This is a genomic window from Rubrobacter aplysinae, assembly GCF_001029505.1.
Lineage (GTDB): Bacteria > Actinomycetota > Rubrobacteria > Rubrobacterales > Rubrobacteraceae > Rubrobacter_A > Rubrobacter_A aplysinae.
In genome coordinates this window covers 18,709-35,893 of the sequence record NZ_LEKH01000009.1, presented here as the reverse complement: position 1 = coordinate 35,893, position 17,185 = coordinate 18,709, and the positions used below count along the sequence as shown (strand labels likewise).

Here is a 17,185-nt window from a genome sequence, read left to right as displayed (position 1 = left end):
GAGGGAAGCGTCTGCGTCTGTCGGACCCTAAAACAGGCCGTGAGACACGAATTTATCCATCGGGATGGTTGCGCATCGCGCGTCGTATTGAGCATAATGCCTGATCTAGTAGTAGGGGATTCGGGGACGCGAGCGGAAGGGGAGGCATGGGTGAGGCTCATTTCCTGGCATTTCTGGCAAACGCAGTGTTACGCGCCGGAGCTATAAATGCCTGTGGGGAAGATAGGAGAACGGTTTGATTTCTGCTTTGGTCTTTGCATTCTTTTACGGTCTAACACCGCTCATCTTTGTCGTGATCACTTATGTTGCCCTTTCACGGGAGTACTCCAGGGGGGATTAGGGAATGGTCTTTACCGTTGCCGTTATCGTAAGCTTCCTGATCTACATCGCGATCGGGGTGTTCGTCGGTGCCAGGATTAGCAATAAGGCGGACTACTATGTAGCCGCCCGCAATGCTCCGGTACTCCTGATAACGGGCTCCCTTATAGCTTCTTATTTAAGCACGGTCGGGTTCCTGGGCGAGGCCGGTTTCGCCTACTCCGGCTATCCTCTTCTATTGCTGACGATGGCGGCGTTCAACGCGGCGGGCTACGTCGTTGGCGCGGTATTCTTCGGGCGTTACCTGCGGCGCTCTGAGGCTTTGACCGTACCGGAGTTTTTCGGGAGGCGCTTTAACTCTGGTGCGGTGAGGGCGGCGGCCGGCGTTACCGTGGTTGCGGGGATAAGCTTCTATCTGATAGCCGTGACCCAGGGCGTAAGCCTCATAATCTCGGACATACTGGGGATTAGCTTCTGGGCCGCGTTGTTGATCTTCTGGATAGGCTTTACCTCGTTTACTTTCTTCTCTGGTTCTCCGGGGGTGTTGATTACAGACACCATAATGTTCTGTTTGTTTACCGTGGCGGCCGTGCTGGGAGCCGTTTTCCTGGCGGCGGAAGTGGGTGGCCCCTCGGCCGTTATAGACTCACTGAGCGGCCTCGGAGCAAAGCCGGGGATGCTGGACTGGGGTGGGGTAACCAGCGGGCCCAACGCGCAGTTTGCGACCCCGTCCGAGGGTATCTTCCTGTGGGTGGTGCTTGGTCTCTTATGGGGGATTATCGTCGCAACCAGCCCCTGGCAGAGCAGCCGTTACCTGATGGCCCGGAGTGAGCAAGTGGCGATCAGGTCCGGGTTCGCCTCGATGATAGCCATCCTCTTTATCTACATGTTCATGGCCATGGGGGCGGCGACGGTAAACGTTTTCAATCCCAATATCGCCCCGACCGAGCTCGTGTACATCTGGGCCGCGCAAAACGTACTCCCCATCTGGCTCGGGGTAATCATAGTAACCGGTATCGTGGCGGCCGGGCTGTCTTCGGCCTCCACCTTCCTGTCGCTCATAGGCTTTAGCGCGGTGAACGACATCCTGCCGGCCTTTAGGAGGGGCTCCACACAGACCTCCACAGAGCAGGAGGCGGAGTCTGGCTCGGGCCTGCTCTTCAACCGTCTGGTGATGCTCGGTGTGGGCGTTATCGTGCTCGTGGTCGTGTTCTTCTCTCCCACGGCGGTACTGGACATCGGCATATTCGCAGCCACCCTCTTCGCGGCCTCCTGGGGCCCCCTGGCGTTTTTGAGCATCTATTACAGGAAGATAACCAAGTGGGGAGCCCTGGCCAGCCTGCTGGCGGGTTTCGTGACGGTCTTCGCCTTCGAGGCCTCGCAGACTTTCGGCGGCGTGGACCTCCCGGTCTACCTGGAGCCCGTGATCCCCGGCTGGATAGCGAGCTTCCTCGCGCTTTTCATCGCGGACTTCTTGAGCAAGCCAGATGCCGAGAGTATAGCCTTCCGCGATTCGCTGCTGGCCGTCTCGAAGAACAAGCAGTCTTCAGCCCAGCTACGGAGAACCCTGCGCTACGCCCTGGTAGCGGGCGTCTCGTGCGTCGGAGCCATAGTTTTTCTCCTGGTGGCCTACGTACTGCCTCTGTCCGGCAGCGCGTAGACCGGAGATTAGGGCCTGCTTTCCAACTCATGCCCAGTGGATGATAGCTGTGACAATGGCTGAACCGTATATTGACCCGCCGTGCTAGGGCCGCCACCGTACGCTAGGGGCAACTGCCAGTATCTGATGGAGGGACAGGGGTGATGGAGAGCTTCGGACAGCCCTCGGGAGAAGACAGAGGAAACTATGATGATGGGGTAGCGTTCGTCAACGGCCGGTTCGTCCCCATCGCTCAAGCGTGCGTGCCAATACTCGACTGGGGGTTTCTGCGCTCGGACGCGACCTATGACGTGGTACACGTGTGGCAGGGTAGCTTCTTCCGTCTTGAGGATCATCTCGATCGCTTTGAGCGCAGCATGGATAAGCTGCGCTTACACCCACCACACGAGCGGGCAGAGATTCGAGAGGTGCTCTTTGAATGCGTACGCCTTACCGGTTTCCGCAGAGCTTACGTGGAGATGATCTGTACCCGTGGTACGCCACCCTACGGCTCACGGGATCCCCGCGAGTGTGTCAACAAATTTTTCGCTTTCGCCGTACCCTTTATTTGGATAGCTGATCCCGAAAAGCAGAAGGCTGGTCTGCACGCCACCGTTAGCCCCGTACAACGCATACAGCCGGAATCCGTTGATCCTACCGTAAAGAACTATCATTGGCTGGACTTGGTAGCGGGTCTATTCAGCGCCTACGAGCGCGAGGGTGAAACGACCATCCTCATTGATGGTGAGAACAATATCGTAGAAGGGCCCGGATTTAACGTCTTTGTGGTAAAAGACGGGGTGCTTGCCACGCCGGACCGTGGCGTTCTCGAAGGCGTTACGCGCAAGGTCGTCATCGAACTTGCGGAGAGACTCGGCATCCCGGTCGATAAAAGAGCAGTCCCGGCGGATGAGGTGCAGGAGGCGGACGAGATCTTCGGAACTAGTACAGCGGGTGGGGTTATACCGCTCACGAAGATAAACGGTAGAATTGTGGGTGACGGGCACCCTGGGTCTGTAACTCAACTCTTGCACCGGGAATACTGGAACCTCCACCACAAGCAATGCTCCTCTTCACCCGTTGATTACTATTTATAGGAGGATGGAAAGCGCAAGACTAGAACAGCGGTTTGTGACTGGGTAGTTTACATATACATTGGATCACCACTTGTTGTAGTAAATATTACTTTAATCATGATGGTTACTCGGTAAATTTTGGCATCTGGCCATCGAGTGGGGCGGGAGGGGGCCCAATATCCACTATGTAGTCGCCGAACCTCTCTACGCGTGAGGTGAGGTAGGGCGAGAGCATAGGGGCGAGACGTCTACCAAAAGGGATGGCGAGCCGTTGAGGGTACACCTATAACCTCGGCAACTACGTAGTTTTCGGTGAGCTAAGTACCGATCATGGGTTCCTCTTATTCGTATCCGTGCGGGTGGTCTCCGACGAGGTAGTGCCCTCTGTGAGATCGGCGCCGAACAGCCTCAAGCCGTTTAGCGTAACCGCTAGAGAGGTACCCATATCGGCCAGCACCGCCAGCCACAGCGTCACCAGCCCGAACGGGGCGAGCAACACGAATACGCCCTTTATGAGTATCGAGATGAGTATGTTTTGCTTGATTATCCTTTCAGCAGACCGCGAGAGCCGGACCGCTGCGGCGAGCTTGCGCAGGTCGTCCTGCATTAGCGCAATATCCGCGGTCTCAAGCGCGACATCGGTGCCCGCCGTGCCCATGGCGAAGCCCACGGATGAGGTGGCGAGCGCCGGGGCGTCGTTTATGCCGTCGCCTACCATACCCGTGGCGCCGTTCCTGGTCACGAGCTCTCGTACCGCCGCAACCTTCTGGTCCGGCAAGAGAGAGGCCCGGTAGTCTAGACCGAGCTCACTAGCGACCCTCTTGGCCGGGGCCTCGGAATCCCCAGTGAGCATTACCAGTTCCTCAAGGCCGGCGGAACGCAGAGTCTGTAGCGCCTCCAGGGTGTCGGAACGGATGGCGTCGGAGAGCCCGAATACCGCGAGCGGGCCATCCTCATCACCGAGTATCACCGGCGTCTCGCCGGCGTTTTCTACCCTCGTGAGAGCTTCGCTGGCCTCTTTGAGCGATATGCCCTCTTCGGCGAAGAGCCGGGGGCTGCCGATCAGGTAGCGCCGGCCTCCTATCTCGCCCTCGGCTCCGCGCCCGGAGGTAGTGGTGAAGCCCGACACTTCGGGAAGTCCCCCGTCTCCGGCGGCGGAGAGGATGGCGTGGGCCAGCGGGTGCTCCGAACGGCGCTCCAGAGCCCCGGCGATACGGAGGGCCTCGTCTCGTCCCATGCCCGCCGTGGCCTGGACGTTCGAGACCACGGGCCGGCCCTCGGTGAGGGTGCCGGTCTTGTCGAAGACAAGAGCTTTTAGCCTACCGGCGGCTTCGAGCACCGCGCCGCCCTTTATCAAGATGCCCCTCTTGGAGGCCGCGCCGATGCCGGAGACGACCGTTACGGGGGTGGAGATCACCAGCGAGCAAGGACAGGCGATGATCAGGAGCGCGAGCCCCCGGTAGAACCAGGTACCGAACTCTCCCCCGAGCGCGGTCGGTATGACCGTGACGGCGGCCGCCGCAGCCACCACCAGCGGCGTGTAGATGCGAGAGAAACGGTCCACGAACTGCTCGGCCGGCGCCCGGGTGCTCTGAGCCTCCTCGACCATCCGGGCTATCCGCTGCAGGGTGGAATCCCTGGCCTCCCTAGTGGTGCGCACCACGATCCCGCCTGAACCGTTCAGGCTGCCGGAAAATACCTCGTCTCCGGCGGCTTTCTCCACGGGGACGCTCTCGCCGGTTACCGGGGCCTCGTCCACCGTGGTCCGGCCCTCCAGGACCTCTCCGTCCACGGCCAGCCTCTCGCCGGGCCTCACGACCACCAACTCTCTCGCGCCCACCTCGTCTGCGGGTACCAGCCTCTCCGCTCCCTCACGGCGAACCAGCACCTCGTCGGGGGTCAGGCGCATTAGCCCGCGCACTGCACCCCGGGTACGGTCTATGGAGAAGGTCTGCAAAGCGTTACCGGCGGCGAACAGGACTACTACCAGCGCCGCCTCGCCCCAGGCCCCGATACCGGCTGCCCCGATAGCCGCCGCGCTCATCAAGACGTTCATGTCCAGATGCCGGGCGCGCACGGCGGATACGGCCGCCCGGAAGATGGGCAGCCCGCCGACCATGATCGCCGCGGTGTAGGGGAGGATCCGGGCGATCTCTGGAGCTCCGGCTAGCTGCAGAACGGCCCCGAGCGCGAACAGGAGCGCGGAGGCCACGGTAAATAGAAACCTCCGCGTACGCCAGAACGATATCTGCTCTGACTCCGCACTCCTTCCCACGTCGTAGCCGGCGCCTCTAACGGCCTGCTCTAGCCGCTCCACACTTACGGAGTCGTCGTGGTATGCGTCGAGTCTCCCGGCTGCGAAGTTCACGGTGGCCCGGCTCACGCCGGAAAGAGAGCCGACCCGCCGCTCGACGGTCACGGCGCAACTGGCGCAGTCCATCCCCTCTACCCGCACCACTGTGCGGTTGGCACTCTCCGATCCTCCTGCTCCGCCACCTACTCCTCCATCGCCGTAGGGCGCACAGCAGTCGTCGGTGCAAGAGGAAACAGGCTCCTGCGCGGGGCCTCTCCCCGCCTCCTGAGCAGGGGCACCTCCTGTCTCCGGTGACTCGTCGGGCTGAAAGACGGTAAGACTCTTCTTGTCCTTCACACGCTCACCTCTTCCTCGGACGCCCGGCCTTCCGGCTCCTCGCCGATAACGGCGCCGAGCAGGGCCTGGCCACGCCCGGTCAGCCGGTACATGACGAGCTTGCCATCCCTACGAGAACGAACCAGCCCCAGAGAACGCAGGGTCCTCATGTGATGGGAGACTAGATTCTGGGCGCGGCCCGAGATCCAGGCCAGATCACAGACGCAAAGCTCCCCGCCAACGCCACCGGCCTCTCCTAACGCCCCGGCCAACGTCAGCCGTGTGGGGTCCGAAAGAGCCCGCGCCGCCTCCGCAGATTCTTGCGCCCGCTCCTCTCCGAGCAGCTTCTCCCGGATGGCCTCGGCCCGGGGAGCGTCTATGCACAGCAGGTCGCACCGGTCGTCGCTCATAGCTTCACCTCAACACTCGTTGCTTTATTGTAGGGTAAAGTCTAGCACTTGCGTGGTCACGCCAGCGGTTAGGCGCGGCAACGCCCAAAAAACCAACCGTCGGAATTGATGGCGGCAAGTCAGGCAGAGAGCTGCTGACCGACGTACCCCTACATACTGCCCTTTCTGGCTACATAGCCTGCTAGTCGCCACATCACCCATCCGTTGGCGAACAACTCGATGATAACCACCGACACCACGAGGACAAAAGCTAAGTGAAACCGTGGAACCAGTAACGGCAGTGCATGAAAGCTCGCTCGTTTAAACGTGCCGACACCCGTGATGATGCCTGTCCGCGTAGCGCCTTTCCTGCCGGTCGGATCTCCCTCGTCAGATAGCGCCCCGGAGACGGACATGCTGGCTGTACACGCCGCCTCTGGCGGGCTCACTGGGGTGGTCACTGCGGAAGATGATGAGGGAGTTCGCGTGCTCCGGGGCACTCGCTGATAGTCTCGGTATTCGCCGGATCCGCTCCTGATACTCCTAGAGATGAGTACCAGACCGAGGCTAACCCGGTCCAACCTTCTATGCTGCTGGGGAAAGGGTGTACTTTGGCAGGAGCCCGCTGACGCGCCTCTAGGAGACCCCGACGTCGAGGGTTGTGTGCTGGAACAAAGCTAACCCGGTTTGAAGTGTAATTCGGACTTGGCTATCATTACGCGGCTAATAGACGAGCAATGGTAGCGTGCGGTGGACGCGCGCTACATAGAGATACACAGAAGTACACAGACAGCGGGCGGCGGAGTCCAGGAAGCCGGTGAGAGTCCGGCACGGTCCCGCCACTGTATCCGGGGAGCTAGCCTCGACGGTAGCCACTGCCCCAAGCGGGCGGGAAGGCGCGGGGAAAGCGGGGATCCGGGAGTCAGGAGACTGTTCCAACGCCCCAAGCTGCCCAACCGGAGCGAGGACTCCGAAGGAGGTACACGTGCAGAGACCGATTTCCGCGCGCCGAGCAGCACTCGGCATCCGCAGGCTAGCTCTAACGCCTCTCGAATGTTCTGCGGGCCGCCTCCGGAGCGGGGCGCTCAGAGCGGCGAAAGAGGCGCAAGGTAAGTACGGCAGAGTCCGAGGGATAGCGCCAACGTTACCGCAACTTCTGCGGAAATTTTTGCAAGCTCGAAAGGATTTTCTTGCGTAGAGTTGGTGAGAGGCCTAACGCGAAGCCGGGCGCAACGTTGCCGGCGATATTCGTCGTGGCGGCAATGGTACTGGTGGCAGCCGCTTGCGGCCAGGGCTCTGGTGGCGATTCTAATGACGATTCTGGTAGCGGCTCCTCGGGCGCCACTAGCGGTGGTTCCGGCGGGGCGGGCGGCGGCACCACGGCCAGCGCCTCCTTTCCGGTTACCATAGAAGACTCGCTGGATCGGCAGGTCCGGATCGGCCAGGAGCCGGAGGAGATCGCCTCCATGGTGCCGAGCGTTACCGAGACGCTGTTCGAGGTCGGGGCCGGGGATCGGGTGGTCGGCGTCTCCGAGGCCGGCGACTATCCGGAAGAGGTCGAGAGCATAGAGGAAGTCGGTAACTACAACGAGGTGAACGCGGAGAAGATCGCCTCCCTGCAGACGGACCTCCTGTTCCTCTCCTACGACTCGACCACGGAAGATCAGGCCGAGAGCCTGCAAGACAGGACGGGGGCGAAGGTGGTGGTTATCAACCCGACGAGCGTGGACGAGGCCATACAGAGCATCGGTACGGTCGGGGAAGTCGTCGGCAACGAAGATCAGGCAGAGGCCGTAGAGGAGCGGCTCCGGAGCGAGCTGGACGATCTCCGGTCGGAGGTGGAAGGCTTGCCGGAGCCCGAGATGTTCTACGAGGTCGGCTACGACCCGCTGTTCACCGCCGGTCCGGGCAGCTTCGTAAACGACGCCATCAACCTCGCCGGGGGAGAGAACATCGCCGCCGACGCCGGGCAAGCATACCCGCAGTACTCGGTCGAGAAGATACTGGAGGATGACCCGCGATACTATCTGGCCGGCGAGAGCTCCGGCGCCACCGTGAAAGGTATAAAGAGCCGCCAACAGTACTCTTCGCTCACGGCCGTTGAGCAGGACAAGGTCTTCGTGATAAACGACGACCTCGTTACCCGGCCCGGGCCCAGGATCGTGGACGGCGTGCGCGAGATCGCGGAGGTTATCCATCCGGAGGCCTTCGATGGGGAGTCCACGACCGGCGGGGGATGATACGAGTGGGAGAGGGCTCCGCTCACACGCACGTAAAGCTGGTACGCCACACCCAGACGGACTGGAACCGGGAGGGCCGCTACCAGAGCCGCTCAGACCGGCCCCTGACACGGTTCGGCCGGGCACGGGCGGAGGCGGCCGCCGCCCGGCTACAGCGCGGCGTGTACACGGCGGTGGTCTCGTCCGGGCTCTCCCGCACCGACGGCCTCGCCGACCTAGTGGAAGGCGAGAGGCGGGAGCGGGACGAGCGGTGGCGGGAGGTGGATCACGGCGTCTGGGAGGGCCTGACCCACGACGAGGTCTCCGCCCGGTACGGCGAGCAGGCTCGGCGGCGCTTCGGAGATTTCTGGAACAGCCAAGCCCACGGCGGAGAGAGCGGGGCAGACCTGTGGGAGCGCGTCGGGGCCGCCTGGGAGGACCTGCTCCGGGAACATGCCGGAGGCCGGGCGCTGGTGGTCACGCACGGAGCCCCGATCCGGCTCCTCCTGTGCCACCTGCTCGGCGTCCCTTTCAGCGAGCACTGGCGGTTCCGCACGGACCTCGGCGGCGTTACCGCCCTCGACATCTATCCTTCGGCGGCCATCCTGAGAACCATGAACGAGGTGCCGCCCCTATACGAGGCACACGAGGCAGACACACGGCGAGCTTCTCCGGTTAGGAGCCCTTCCACTGGTGAGACAGGTGAGGAGACAGATGCCGGATAGTCCGAAGTCCGGCAGTAGAAACCGCTGGGGACCGCTACAGCCCCTCGGGGAGGCGGTCCGCTTTCTGACGGCGTTTCCGGTTCCCGGACTGCCGCCGATGAAGGAGGCTTCCGTGGCCCGAGCGATGGCGGCGTTTCCGCTGGTCGGGCTGCTTATCGGGGCCTGTGGGGCGGGAGCAGGGCTGGCGGCCGGGTTTGTATTCGGGGAGCCCGTGCGGGCGGTGGCGGTGGTCGTGGCCTGGATGGTCGTGACCTGGGGCTTGCACCTAGATGGGCTCGCCGACAGCGCGGACGCCTTGTTCTCCTGGCGTTCGCGGGAGCAGAAGCACGAGATCATGAAGGACAGCCGCATCGGCACGATGGGGTCTCTGGCCCTGATATCGGCCGTACTCCTGAAGATAGCGGCGATCTACAGCCTCGGCGGGGCCTGGTGGGCCGGGGCGCTGCTCGCGCCGGTAATGGGCCGCTGGTCAGACATCTACGGCATCTTCTTTTTCCCGGCGGCCCGCGAGGGCGGCATGGGACGCAACTTCCACGAGCAGGTCCGCAGCCGGTACTTCGTCGTCGCGACGGTGAGCGCGCTCCTGATCGGGGCCGTCCTGCTCCCGCTCTGGGGCGCGCTCGTCCTGGTCGTGGTCTTCGCGACGACGCACCTGCTGGCGCGCTGGATGTCCGGTGTCCTCGGCGGGCTCTCCGGCGACACCTACGGCGCGCTCTCCGAGGCCGGGGAGGTCGTGGCCCTCCTCTCCCTGGCCGCCCTGGCGAACCACGCGATACTGTGAGCCCGGAGTGAGCGGCGGTAAAAAAGGTACCAAGAGCGGTGGTAAGAACGGCGTCTACCCGGCCTGGGTGCTCGGCTCCGTGTGCGCCGTGGCCGCGGCCGGGGTGCTCGCCCTTGGCATCGGGCCGGCCTGGCTCTCGCCGGCGCAGGTCGTGGGGGCCTTGCTCGGCGGCGGGGAGGAGTCCTCAAGGGCGATAGTGCTCGACATCCGGCTGCCCCGGATAGTCCTGGCCGCGCTGGTGGGCTGCGGTCTCGGCGTTAGCGGGGCGGCGATGCAGGGGCTTTTCCGCAACCCGATGGCCGACCCCTACATCGTCGGCATCTCGCCGGGGGCCGCTTTGGGGGCGGTGCTCGCGACGGCCCTCGGGCTCTCGGCGAGCTTTGCCGGGCTCTCGGCCGTGCCGCTCGCGGCGTTCGTCGGGGGAATCGGGGCCGCGTTCACGGTCGTGGCTCTGGCCCGGCAGGGCGGGAGGTTTCCGGTCGCGAACCTGCTCCTCGTCGGGCTCGCGGTCGGGGCGTTCGCGGGAGCGGTGTACTCTTTTCTCATCCTCACGCTGGACAGCGAGGAGATCTCAGGCGTCCTGTTCTGGCTTCTGGGGTCCTTCTCCGCGGCGGACTGGGATAGGGTCGTATCCGCCGCGCCGTACCTGGTGATCGCCGCGGCCGGGCTGCTCGTCCTGGCCCGGGACCTGGACGTGTTTTCACTGGGAGAGGAGGAGGCCGGATATCTCGGGCTGCGGGTGGAGCGGCTCAAGATGCTGTGCGTGGGCTTCGCGGCGCTCGCGGCCTCGGCGGCGGTAGCGGTGAGCGGAGTGATCGGGTTTGTGGGCCTGATCGTGCCGCACGTCGCCCGCCTGCTGGTCGGCCCCCGTCACGGGCTCCTGATCCCGGTCTCCGGCCTCTGGGGCGCTGCGTTCGTGATCCTGGCCGACGCCGCGGCTCGGAGCGTGTCGTCTTCCGAGATCCCGGTCGGCATCGTGACAGCCCTCTGCGGCGCGCCGTTTTTCCTGTACCTCCTGCGCCGGAGCCGCAAGCGTGACCTCTGAGAAGCCCGGTAACCCACGAACCCCCGAGAACCCCGAAATGACGCTTGAGGTTCGGGGCCTCAGGGTCGGCTACGGCGCGGACGACAAGCTCCACGGCGTTACCCTGGAGCTCCCCAAAGGCTCGTTTCTCGCCGTCGTCGGCCCAAACGGTAGCGGCAAGAGCACCCTGCTCCGGGCGATGGCCCGGGCTCTCGAGCCGCGGCTCGGGGCGGTGCTGCTCGACGGGCGGCAGGTGGAAGCCTGGAAGCCTAAAGCCTTTGCCCGGCGGGTCGCGGTGGTCTCCCAGGAGGGCTCCCCGGCCTTCGACTACACGGCACGGGAAATCGTCGAGCTCGGCCGCACGCCGCGGACCGGGCGGCTCCTCTCCGACCCCGAGGGGCCGCGGGTCGTCGAGGAGGCGATGCGGGAGGTCGGGGTGTGGGGGTTCAGGGAGCGCAGGATGAGCGGGCTTTCGGGTGGGGAGCGTCAGCTCGTAACCCTGGCGCGGGCGCTGGCACAGGAGCCGGGGGTGCTGCTCCTCGACGAGCCGACGAACCACCTGGACATCCGCCACCAGGTCGAGTTCATGCAGACGCTTCTCAGGCTGAACGCCGGCGGCAGGACGGTACTCATGGTCGTCCACGACCTCAACCTGGCCGCCCGCTACGCCCGCCGGGTGGTGGTTCTGGATAGAGGCAGGATCCGCGCCGCCGGCCCGCCGAGCGTGGCGCTCAGGCCAGAGGAGGTAGAGAGCGCCTTCGGCGCGGAGGTGGAGCTTTCGATCTCGCCCCGTACCGGCGCGCTCCAGATACAGCCGGTCGGCGTATTCCGGGATCAGCAAGAGTCCCCGGAGGTACACGTCGTCTGCGGCGGCGGATCGGGGGCCGGCTTGATGCGGCGGCTGCACGAGGAGGGGGTGCCGTTCTCGGCCGGCGTCCTGAGCATCGGCGATACGGACCACGCCGTGGCCCGCTCGCTCGGGGCTCCCCTGATCGAGGCCGAGTCCTACGCGCCGATCCCACAGGAGGCCCACGAGGCAAACGTGGCGGCCGCAAAAAGCGTCCGGCTCGTGGTCGTCTGCGACATGCCCGTCGGCGACGGTAATCTCCGCAACCTCGAGGCCGCCTCCGAAGCCCAAAGAACCGGCGTCCCGGTCGCGCTGGTCCGTAACGGTCTACCGCTGTGGGTTAGCCGGAAAGACTACACCAGTGGAAAGGGTACGCGGTTGCTAGAGCATCTAGTCTCCGCCGGGGCCACGCCGGTGGATAGTATAGACAAGACGGTCGACCTACTAGCCTACTGAAATAGCAAGATGTTAGCCGCCACCAGATTACGTTAGCGGAAGTCCAACAAGCAAACGCCCGGTGTGAACGCCTGCTAACAGCCTTGAGATCCCGCTTGAACAGTGTCTACCAATATAGCTCCAGAAAGTATGTCTTCCTGCCCGCTTGATTGAAGAGCTGATTCAGTGTTTCCCCGGGTATGCTTCAAACGACTATGGTTCAAAAATAGTCAAAGAGCTGTCTCGAAGCTCAAAGGACTACTCTGGATCGAGGAAGCCGTACTCCGCTAGTACCGGCTTCAGAGCCGTGACTACGTCGGGGTCGAGCTGTCCACCCGAGGCGTTCTCCAGCTCCTCGAATCTCTCCCGGATACCCAGAGCTTTGCGGTACGGACGGTTCGTGCTCATGGCGTCCCATGTGTCGCAGGCGAAGACTATTCTGCTAGCCAGCGGGATCTCTTCTCCCCTGAGGCCCCGCGGGTAGCCGGTGCCATCCCACCGCTCGTGGTCGGCCCTCACCACGGGTGCCAGGTGAGACAGCTCGGGGATGGAGGAGACGATCTTCTCTGCGGTATCGGGATGCTGGCGCATTATCGCCCACTCGTGCTCATCGAGCTTGCCGGGCTTTCTCAGGATCTCATCGGGTACGGCTATCTTCCCGACATCGTGCAACAGGGCCGCCTGGCGCACTTCGCTTGTCTCAGCCTGCGAGAGGCCCATCTGTTCGGCGACCTGCGAGGCGAGCTCCACGACGGTTTCGGAGTGCTCTGCGGTGTAGCCGTCCCGGGCGTTGAGGGCGGCGACAAGGGCCCTGAGCCCCGAGGACTCGGCGGCCAGGCGCTTTCTCTCGGCCTGTATCGCCTCTCTCTCAAGCTGCTCTGCGGCTATGCGGGCCAGGACCTTCATGAACTCTATGTCGCGGTCCCTTATGGAGGGGGCCGGAGAGTGGCTCATAGTGCAGAAGGTGCCGTGCACCTCTCCGTCCGAGAACACTATGGGCACGCCAACGTAAGAGCCTACGTCGGCCTCCCAGGTTACGGGCATCTCCCGGGCGACCTCGTCCGTCTTCGCGTTGGTTATGAGGTAGGGGCTCTCCGAGCGGGCGGTACGCTTGCAGTACGCCGCCTCGAGAGGCATACCCCCTGCGGTACCAGCGCCTGCGAATGAATCCATATCACCTTTTGAGTCCCGGAAGGCGAGCCAGTCTCCGTCGAATTCGGAGACGAAGGAGACGTCCATCCCGAGCTGTTCCCTGGCTATCTGCAAGGTGCTCTCTACCGGCGAGGCGGATCTATTGGACGCCAAATCTCCGAGGCGACCCAGGTTATTGGCGGATGTGCGCCCCACTTCCTCCATACTCAGAAGCCCTCACACTCCTCAACTGGACTAGCTAAATAGCTAAAAAGCGATCACAACGACGTATATCAGGTTATATCTTTCAAGACCACTCTCTGGGGTCATAGTAGTTACAAGGTCATGGACTCACGAGATGCGGTTGGGGGCTTTATCTATTCGTTATCGGTTCTTCATCGGTTCTTTCGGAGCTTACGGACCTGCGCTTTAGTACCTGGTAGGAGTGTCTTAACGAGAAAAGCCCGCCTGCACAGGTCTTCGGCACGAAGAGTATCAGTGTAACCAGACGAGCTCGTATCACCCGAGCCTACATAGCCGTGGCCCTAGTGTACCCGTAGACACCAGCCCACACTGGTACATACTCGTATCGTCGATGTCAACTCGATGACCACAGGCACCTCTGGCTCGCCTTGGCTTCCAGTTAACCAACGATTGGGTCCAGTGAGGCGCCGGTGGTCAGAAAGGTAGGTAAGGCCATGCAGGAGTACAGAGGCGTCCAGCGGCACGAGCAGAGGGGGTACGGCCCCGTTGAGGTTCCGCAGATCGGGGTCCCGTTCCCGGTGCGTTCCGGGCCGTACGCAGAGCTGGTTCAGAAAAGGCACATGCAGTGGGCTGACGAGCACGGCGTGTTTCACTCCGAGCTCGAGCGGCGTCGCTTTTCGGCCATGGACATAGGAGCTCTAGTGAGCCTGTTGCACCCGGAGGCCTCGGGTCCAGGGGACGCGCGGTTAGTGGCAGACTGGTGCGCCTGGTTGCTGCTGCGCGACGACCGGTGGGATTCCACGGATAATCCGGTACAGTGGGAGCGACTGGCCGAGCTAGACCGGGCATATCTGCGCCTGATGCGGCAGAGCTCTTTACCGGTGACTGAGTCTACTAATCCCGCTGCTATCCGCGCCAATGATCCAGATGGGGGAGAAGGTCTCTACGGCGCGCTAGCGGATCTGTTGGAGCGTTTGCGGACCCGCGGCCGCCAGGAGAGGATAGCAAACCCAGTAGACCGGCGGCTGGTGGCGGTCATGCGGGAGTTCTTCTTCGCCAGCATCAGGGAGACCTCCTACCAGCGCCGCGGGGAGTGCCCGGCTCTTTCGGAGTACATAGAGATGCGCTCGGTAACCGGGGGGCTAGACATCTTGACTTTCGTGCTCGCTGCATTGGATGGAGTCCGATTGCCAAAAAGGCTTCTCGAACAGCCGAGCGTCAGGCGCCTGAGCGCGGCATCCCACAACATCTGTTGCTGGCACAATGACATGGTGTCCTTGAACAAGGAGCTTGCCAGCGGCGAGGTCCACAACCTCGTTATCGTCCTCCAGCAAGACCCGGAGACCACCTGCACCTCGCTGCCCGAGGCGGTAGATGTAGCCGAGCGGATGATCCTCGAAGAGATCGAGACCTTTGTCGAGCTCGGAGCCGAGGTCCGCTCGATGGAAGGTTCGTGGGGAAGCGCCGCTGAATGGTATGAGCGTATGCTCCGTAACCGGGTAGGTGGCGTAATCATTTGGCATGAGGCTTGTGCCGCACGCTACCGGGAGGCTATTGTACGCAGAGACTAGCCGTTGGTTCTTGGTTAGTTCTCTCAAACCAGGCTCTCAAACTGGATTTGGGAGGTAAGCCGGGTGCTAATCAGGTGGATCAGGGCGATAACGTGGCGTCGTCCGGGACGTCTCACATATCGCAGAGCACTGTAGATCGGGGAGCGAATGGCCGGCTGGGCAGAGGGGAATAGTAATGAAGGCGGCGACCTGGGGACCGCTCCGGCGGATCACCCAGAGGTACAGCTCATCCAGCTCTGGCAAGTTCTCGGGGCACTGCAGTTATTCTCCGTGGCCTTCGTACTGTTCTGCGCGGCGGTGTTCTTGTACACGGGTGATCTCACGGTTGGTTTGAGCGGCGCCGTGATCCTCGCATTCTCCTTGGTAGCTACGGTGGCGAAAGGCCAAGTGAGCCAGGACAATCGACAGAGTGCGATCGTCCTGGTCTGTGCAGCCATACTCTGTGCCTCCTTGGCGCTTGTCCCCTTGCAGCCAGCCTTGCTCCCCACCTCGGCCATCACCTCGCTGGTCGCTGCAGCGCTCGCCATCCCCTATGCTAGAGAGCGCATCTTCAAGCTGCTAATGGTCGCGGCGTGGGTGTCGGTGGTAGTAGTCGTAGTGGCGGGCCCGGTACTAGCGGCCAGATCATCCGGGGCAGAGATCTCAGCTTTTGAGTTCGTATTTGGCGCCTCGACGCTGATGGCCGCTGCGGCGATAGTGTTGCTCCTGCTCTGGCAATTTCGCGTTCGTCTAATGGGCGCTTTGCAGCAAACCCGCCGCGCCGAGGAACAGGCGCGCTACGATGCTACCCACGATCCTCTAACAGGTCTACCAAACCGGGCGCTGTTGGAGCACCGGCTCTCCAAGCACCACCCGAATGCCACAAGCGACGCCGCCAGATCCTTTGCCGTGATCTTCCTGGATCTGGACCGGTTCAAGAACGTCAACGACTCCCTGGGCCACCACATAGGGGATGAGCTTTTGGAGGTGGTGGCGCAGCGACTGTTGGCCTGCGTGCGTCCCGGAAGCGAAGATATGGTGGCCCGCCTCGGGGGCGACGAGTTCGTTCTGGTCCTGGGCGTCACGGAAACCGTAGACAGAGCTGGGGAGGTAAGTCACCAGGTGGCGGACATCGTGGTCGAGCGCATACAGAAGGCTTTCAAAAAGCCCGTAATGCTCCACGGACACGAGCTGTATACGACACCCTCCATCGGCATTCTCCCGGATTGCTCCGGATACCGGACCGTCGAGGAGATATTGAGAGACGCCGACACGGCGATGTTCCGCTCAAAGGAAGCCGGAGAGGGACGCCCGGCCATCTTCGAGCCCTCGATGCGCGCGAGACCAGTCTCCATGCTCAGGATGGAGACGGATCTCAGGAAAGCGGTCGCGAGAGACGAGTTAAGCCTGCACTATCAGCCAATCGTGTGGCTCGCGACCGGCGGAGTGGTAGGTTTTGAAGCCGCTGCATGGTGGGACCATCCCGAGCGAGGCTTACTACCCCCTGGAGAGTTCGCGACTATGGCACAGCGCAACGGGCTCATCCAGGAGCTGGATCTGCTCACGCTAGAGAAGGCGTGCCGGCGGGCACTCTCGTGGCGGGGGCGCTTCTCTAACCACTTTCCGCCGAAGGTTAGCCTCAAGCTCCCTGCCGGCACCTTCTTGCGCCAAAGCCTTCCTGAAGAGGTCGCAGGCATACTGGAAAGGAGCGGTCTCCCCGCACACGCGCTGATGATCGAAGTGTCAGAGAAGGTAGCCGTCGAAGAGTCCGAGCTAGCAATGCAAGTCCTCGAACGCCTCAAGTTGCTCGGGGTACTGCTGATCGTAGGAAACTTCGGGACCGGCAGAACCTCTCTAGACTTCTTGCACCGGATGCCGATAGACATCTTGAAGATAGATCGCTCTTTCGTGAACGACATACGCCCCGAAGCCGGAAAATCGGTGGAATTCGCCCGTACCGTGCTCACCGTGGCCCACGAGCTGGGGCTGGAGGTACTCGCGGAGGGAGTGGATACTCCGGGGCAGTTACGGCTCCTGTCCGAGATGGAGTTTGACTACGTCCAGGGCGCCCGCTTCTCCCCTCCGGTGAACACCAAAGGAGCAGAAGCCATCCTCGCCGCCGAGCCTACCTGGTAAGGAATGCTAGTGCCCGGTAGATCCAAGTCTGAGCCATAGCAAAGGCGATGGTAGGCCGGGGGGGGGCGGAGAGCCTCGAAGA

12 protein-coding genes and 1 riboswitch are annotated in these 17,185 nt (G+C 62.7%); of the genes, 9 read left to right on the top strand and 3 right to left on the bottom strand.

Going from position 1 to position 17,185, the window contains the following annotated elements; all coding sequences use genetic code 11:
• Positions 1-343: 343 nt before the first annotated feature.
• On the top strand, positions 344-1,978 hold the full coding sequence (locus ABD53_RS10210; protein WP_047865686.1) for a sodium:solute symporter family protein: 1,635 nt from the start codon (positions 344-346) through the stop codon (positions 1,976-1,978).
• A 143-nt stretch (positions 1,979-2,121) separates the two neighbouring features.
• Positions 2,122-3,054, top strand: a complete 933-nt coding sequence (locus ABD53_RS10205; protein ID WP_047865756.1) for an aminotransferase class IV — start codon at positions 2,122-2,124, stop codon at positions 3,052-3,054.
• A 307-nt stretch (positions 3,055-3,361) separates the two neighbouring features.
• On the opposite strand, the gene ABD53_RS10200 is transcribed toward ABD53_RS10205, so the two are convergent.
• Positions 3,362-5,488: a heavy metal translocating P-type ATPase gene (locus ABD53_RS10200; RefSeq protein WP_268778280.1), complete on the bottom strand. Its 2,127-nt coding sequence runs from the start codon at positions 5,486-5,488 to the stop codon at positions 3,362-3,364.
• A 191-nt stretch (positions 5,489-5,679) separates the two neighbouring features.
• Positions 5,680-6,072 (bottom strand): ArsR/SmtB family transcription factor, encoded by a 393-nt coding sequence (locus tag ABD53_RS10195; protein ID WP_047865685.1) that lies wholly within the window; start codon positions 6,070-6,072, stop codon positions 5,680-5,682.
• 786 nt (positions 6,073-6,858) lie between these two features.
• A riboswitch (cobalamin riboswitch) is annotated at positions 6,859-6,984 on the top strand.
• A 302-nt stretch (positions 6,985-7,286) separates the two neighbouring features.
• Here ABD53_RS10195 and ABD53_RS10190 point away from each other — a divergent pair.
• From ABD53_RS10190 to ABD53_RS10170, 5 genes are read left to right on the top strand one after another with little or no spacing between them, the layout of a single operon-like run.
• Entirely contained in the window at positions 7,287-8,291 is a 1,005-nt protein-coding gene (locus tag ABD53_RS10190) for an ABC transporter substrate-binding protein (protein ID WP_047865684.1), read from the top strand.
• A gap of 5 nt (positions 8,292-8,296) precedes the next feature.
• Entirely contained in the window at positions 8,297-8,995 is a 699-nt protein-coding gene (locus tag ABD53_RS10185; protein WP_160309673.1) for a histidine phosphatase family protein, read from the top strand.
• Complete coding sequence (gene cobS / locus ABD53_RS10180) at positions 8,985-9,776, top strand: adenosylcobinamide-GDP ribazoletransferase (protein ID WP_047865683.1); 792 nt, start codon at positions 8,985-8,987, stop codon at positions 9,774-9,776. Before ABD53_RS10185 ends, cobS begins: the two co-directional genes overlap by 11 nt.
• 7 nt (positions 9,777-9,783) lie before the next feature.
• Positions 9,784-10,821, top strand: a complete 1,038-nt coding sequence (locus ABD53_RS10175; protein ID WP_047865682.1) for a FecCD family ABC transporter permease — start codon at positions 9,784-9,786, stop codon at positions 10,819-10,821.
• Positions 10,811-12,103 carry an ABC transporter ATP-binding protein gene (locus ABD53_RS10170; RefSeq protein WP_053057928.1) on the top strand — a complete coding sequence of 431 codons (1,293 nt, stop codon included), beginning with the start codon at positions 10,811-10,813 and terminating at the stop codon, positions 12,101-12,103. The genes ABD53_RS10175 and ABD53_RS10170 overlap by 11 nt, the downstream gene beginning before the upstream one ends.
• 237 nt (positions 12,104-12,340) lie before the next feature.
• Here the strand turns inward: ABD53_RS10170 and ABD53_RS16005 are convergent, their stop codons facing one another.
• Positions 12,341-13,387 carry an HD domain-containing phosphohydrolase gene (locus ABD53_RS16005; protein WP_160309672.1) on the bottom strand — a complete coding sequence of 349 codons (1,047 nt, stop codon included), beginning with the start codon at positions 13,385-13,387 and terminating at the stop codon, positions 12,341-12,343.
• Between the two features lie 524 nt (positions 13,388-13,911).
• Here ABD53_RS16005 and ABD53_RS10160 point away from each other — a divergent pair.
• Together ABD53_RS10160 and ABD53_RS10155 are read left to right on the top strand one after the other, a co-directional pair.
• Positions 13,912-14,988 carry a terpene synthase family protein gene (locus tag ABD53_RS10160; RefSeq protein ID WP_047865681.1) on the top strand — a complete coding sequence of 359 codons (1,077 nt, stop codon included), beginning with the start codon at positions 13,912-13,914 and terminating at the stop codon, positions 14,986-14,988.
• Positions 14,989-15,135: 147 nt separating this feature from the next.
• Entirely contained in the window at positions 15,136-17,103 is a 1,968-nt protein-coding gene (locus ABD53_RS10155) for a putative bifunctional diguanylate cyclase/phosphodiesterase (RefSeq protein WP_053057926.1), read from the top strand.
• Positions 17,104-17,185: the final 82 nt, after the last annotated feature.